Source organism: Syntrophomonas sp. UBA5494 (assembly GCF_002426325.1).
On the sequence record NZ_DIPG01000146.1, the window covers coordinates 1 to 4,560 of the forward strand.

Below are 4,560 nucleotides of genomic sequence, written 5' to 3' on the forward strand. Positions count from 1 at the left end.
TCGGTTTCTTTGGCCACCTCTTGGGAGGTCTGGCAGCCGTTAAGGAGCGAGACCATCAGAACCGCCAGGAAGAACCAAACCGTCCATTTCCACCTTTTATTCACAAAAAACCCTCCGCTTCTCTCCATTACCGACCGGCTGGTCGGTATATCAAAATTATACCTTTAAGCTGGTTTTAAATACAACTATTCCAGCTATGGAGAGAGCGGTTTTCTAATTGTCGTAGTGTAAAATGGCAATGGCAGGCCGGGCTGAGTCTGCAGCAGGGCCATGGGCAGAGGGACTGCCGTGCCACAACAGCCAGTATTCATGGCCGTTAACGCTTTCCAGGGGTTGCAGTGACAGCGCAGTTCCTTCGGAGGAGATGTCAAAGGATACGCGCTCCCCGCTTTGGCTGTCAATCAATTCAAAAGCGGACTTAAACTCAGGCCAGCTTGGATCCAGGCCCTGGATTCCAACGGAAACCGGTTGATTTTTGTCAAGGTTATAGTATTCTCCTGCCAGGCGGTAATCAGGATAATACACCGGCCAACGGCTGACTACGTCAGCCCGGGAAAGGTTGACAGTGTGCATTGCTGAGTTTATTCCGCACTCCACACTGAGTTCGTCGAGATTTTGGGTTACACTGTCCCACGCTTCCCAGTACTGATCGCTACGGGCCACCTGCAAATCAATCAGGCACTTCTCTCCCCCGACTGTGATGTAGGCGTGACTGCTGCCTCCAACGGGCCGGGATAACAATAACCAGGCCGCATCCAAAGCCTGATCAGATTTTATTTCCAGATCAGGCTTCACTCCGGCCTGATGCACTTTATTGCCCAAAGGAGAATAGAACTCGGCAATGGTCAGGTGTAATATGTCTCCATTGGAGAGAGTAAAGCTCTGCTGCATAGTGCCTTTGCCATAAGTGTTCTCACCGATCAGCAGCGCCCGCCGGTAATCTTTTAAGGCAGCCGCCAATAATTCCGAGGCACTGGCGCTGTAACCGTCTACCAGCAGGACAACAGGTTCATCGATCATGGTGGATTGAGCCACCACCGGGAGTTCAAGCCAATCATTCTTTTGCTTCAGAGCCACCATATTGTTGACACTCATCAGGTATCCGGCCACCTCGGCGGCGGTAAAAAGGTATCCGCCGCCATTGCCGCGTAAATCCAGTATCCATTGGTCGGTGTCCGGATCCATGGCTCTGATATACTGTTCAAGTTCGATGGCGGTATTGCTGCCAAAGCTATAAACCGCCACATAGCCTACCCGATGCTCCATCTGCAGCCCGCGCACTGACGGGAGGGCCAGAAAAGCCCTTTTCAAACGCATATCAAACTGCCGGGCTTCCCTCATAACGGTGAGCAGTACCTGGCTGCCTTCCTTGCCCTGCAGGCGATCCATAGCCTCCTGCATGGTAAGACCGGCCAATGATTGATTGTTTATGGATATAATCATATCACCTCTCCGTAAACCGGCCAGTTGTGCCGGAGAATCCGGAAGGGTGTCGGTAATCAACACTCCCTGGGGCTGCATTTCCACAAATATGCCTATTCCCGCGAAAGAGCCGTCGAGACTCTGCATAAAACCATTGTACTGATCCATCGTCAGGTAGTCACTGAAAGGATCATTAAGCCCCTCGACCACCGCCTTGGCCGAGGTCCGCTGCAAAATCCCGGGCTCCACCGGGTAAGGGTAGTATTCCTGTATAATATCCACCACTTCCTGACGGACATCTTCGGCGGCCTGCAAAGGCAGGCCGTGACAGACAATGCCCAAGAGGAATACCAGGGTCAACAGCATAGCTTTAAAGTATCTTTTCAATGGAGCCTCCTGTTTGCTTTCTATATTTGTGCAGTTGTCTCACTCTATTCACCACCGGGACGTTCTATTCCTTTAATTCCCAAAAATATAACCGGCCAGAAGCCGGTTAATCTTTCGACTGATTTTAACAAATTTTCTCATTGAACCGTATCGCTGGCTGCGGAAGTTGAGGTTGATCCCATCATCACGCTGAAGGTCCAGGGCTTATCGAAGACCAGTTTCCAGGCTTCATGCTGGAAGGCCAGGGCATCCAACGATTTTTGCTGAGCCTGCAGAGCCAGTTCAGCCGCCTGCACCTCAGTCCTGGTCGCCAGCCCGATCTCATGTTTCAGTTTTTTGATGCGCAGGTCTTCCTGGGCCAGTCTCACTGCTTCCTGCAGCGAAGCATAGCCCTGTTCCATGGTCAAAAGGTTGTTATGCAGGGTGCGGATAAACTGGCTCATCTGTTCTTTGGCATCCTGGGCACTGAGCTTGGCCTTGCTGACATCGACTTCCTTGACTTCATAAGGATCCTGCCCCTGATAAGTGAAATCATATAAATCCAGCTGGGTTTCGGCGATTTTGGCGGCCTGTTCGGCCAGCCAGACCGACGGGCTGGCATTAAGGGTTTTGGCGATCTTTTCATCCATATTTACCGGTTCCAGGGCTTCAAAAGCCGGTTTATCCAATAGTGTGGGACTCTCTCCAGGATCCAGGCCGATCAACTGGTTTAAGGTCAGGAAAGCGTTATCCAGCGATTGCCGGGCGGTGTTCAAGCTGTTTTGAGCGGCCTGATATTGCACTTCGGCAGCGGTTTTGTCGTATTGGCTGATCATACCCTGCTCATAGCTCAGGTAAGCCACGTTCTGCAGCCAGGCGGCCTGATTGAAGGATTTCTGAGCGTATTCCAGCTCCTGCCCGGCCTTGATGACATCGGTATAGGCTTTGTAGGCTGACAGCATGACCTTGTCTTCTTCCATGGTCAGGGTTTTTTGGGCCATGCGATAGTACATATCCGAGGTTACCAAACCGGTATACAATTGACCGGTGGCATAATCGGTCTGGCCGCGAGGCACATAATCCAACTGCTGAGCCAGATTATCGCGCACCTCTTCGCTGCGGTTCACATCATAAGAGGCTTGCCGAATAGACTTGCTGTGGGTAAGAGCCATATCGATCGCTTGTTCTATGGTCAACCCCTGGGGCTGAACAGCTTCGTCCCCGGCAATAGCAGGTGAAATGATACTGCAGATTAGAAAGGCTGCCAGCATCAGTATAATAACCCTTTTCTGCACAAAAACCATCCTTCCTGGCACGATATGTATTCTGATTATAGCCGCAAACCGACCAGCCGGTCAACTCCCGTATACAACCCGGGACCGCGGCATATCGCGCTTTATAACCCCTATTCGGGGCTGTTCACAACTATGGTTACTGAACGTACAACCGGATCCCACTTTACTGCGGCGCCAAAGGCTTCGGCAACCGGGGCAATCGGCAGCATGGTGCGCCCCTGCCAGATCTCCGGAGCCACATCCATATCGGATAAAGTTCCGTTATGAATAAGCGCTCTGCTGCCAATCCAGATTTGCACCTTTTGGTCACCCTTGCTAAGTACCACGCTGCGGGTCTCTCCATCCCATTGAATATTCTGTTCATCTATTCCCAGACTGTAGGCCACATAACGCACCGGCAGATAGGTGCGCCCCTCCTTTATATAAGGCTGTACATCCATCTCCGGCTGCACTTCACCATCGAGGCTGTAAAAGGGACTGTCGATGGTGAAAACCGCCTGCCGCTGAAAAGGTTGAGGTTGCGGATCGGGTTCCGGTTCCGGCACCGGCACAAGTTTATAGGGCACCCGGGCAAACAGGTATCGGCCCCCGCTTATGGTAGAATCCAGAGAATCGATGGTCACCTCGATATCCCCTAAGAAATCATTGACTGCGAAAACCAGCGGGATCTCCAATTGTGAGACAGACTCCGGGTCGGCCGCGGTGACGGTGATCTCGACTGTCCTGGCATTGCGCAATTCCGCCTCCACCGAACAGTTCTGGCATATTATGTCTTCACTTTCGTAGGTGGCCGTGCCGTTCGAATCACGGATCCACTCCACCCCCATGGGCAGCAAGAGTTCAAAAGTTTGGCCGGCTTGGATTCCATTTGGAAAAGCTTCTTCCTCGATGATAGTAAGATCGGTGCGGGGGTAGCCGCGATAATCATCTCCCACCGACACCACCCGGTTAACCGAGTTCCTGGTTGCCGCTTGAGCCATACCTGCCCCGGCGGACAGCATCAACAAGGATATTAGCAGCATAATCATGATATTTTTAATCGGTCTTGTCATAGTGTACCTCCTTCACCCAGGTATACGCTTCTTTTCAGACTTCCTTGCCTTTATATGCATTTTATCTCAACTACTGGTCAACGCGTCCAATTTTTTTTAATTTTTTGAAACCAGGAATGCCGGGTGATATCTCCCCATCCTGTCATATCCGGATGATTCATCTCTGGTAATTGAGAGGATCATGGGCCACATTGTCAAACATAAAAGAGGCCCGGTTGCCCGGGCCTCTCCTGTTTATCAGGTATTGGGTATTAGACTGTGCTGGCGATTAGAGAGTGATGGTTACAGTCTGGGTTGCTGCATCCCAGCCTACTACTGCTCCGAAAGCCTCGGCTACGAAGCGGATGGGCAGGCAGGTGCGGCCGGCAGCGGTGATCTCGGGAGCGGTATCCATGGTGATGACTGCTCCGTTGACCAGCATGGTG

4 protein-coding genes are annotated in these 4,560 nt (G+C 51.8%); all 4 read right to left on the reverse strand.

The genetic code is table 11. From position 1 onward, the window contains the following. Positions 1–213 precede the first annotated feature (213 nt). The 4 genes from B3W37_RS16375 to B3W37_RS16390 all read right to left on the reverse strand — a co-directional run bounded on the left by B3W37_RS16375 (position 214) and on the right by B3W37_RS16390 (position 4,556). Positions 214–1,809, reverse strand: a complete 1,596-nt coding sequence (locus tag B3W37_RS16375; protein ID WP_483176457.1) for a S41 family peptidase — start codon at positions 1,807–1,809, stop codon at positions 214–216. A gap of 137 nt (positions 1,810–1,946) precedes the next feature. After that, the gene (locus tag B3W37_RS16380) at positions 1,947–3,104 is read right to left on the reverse strand and encodes a TolC family protein (RefSeq protein WP_483176458.1); all 1,158 of its coding nucleotides are present in this window, start codon (positions 3,102–3,104) and stop codon (positions 1,947–1,949) included. 89 nt (positions 3,105–3,193) lie between these two features. After that, positions 3,194–4,135, reverse strand: coding sequence for a copper amine oxidase N-terminal domain-containing protein (locus tag B3W37_RS16385; protein WP_483176459.1), 942 nt, complete (start codon positions 4,133–4,135; stop codon positions 3,194–3,196). A 268-nt stretch (positions 4,136–4,403) separates the two neighbouring features. Then, a complete protein-coding gene (locus tag B3W37_RS16390; RefSeq protein WP_483176460.1) occupies positions 4,404–4,556 on the reverse strand; it encodes a copper amine oxidase N-terminal domain-containing protein in 153 nt (50 codons plus the stop codon). Positions 4,557–4,560 lie beyond the last annotated feature (4 nt).

What these genes read in the sequence shown, in the direction of transcription:
- B3W37_RS16385 (WP_483176459.1), bottom strand. Translation starts at nt 4,135, where the DNA reads ATGACAAGACCGATTAAAAATATCATGATTATGCTGCTAATATCCTTG.
- B3W37_RS16390 (WP_483176460.1), bottom strand. Translation starts at nt 4,556, where the DNA reads ATGCTGGTCAACGGAGCAGTCATCACCATGGATACCGCTCCCGAGATC.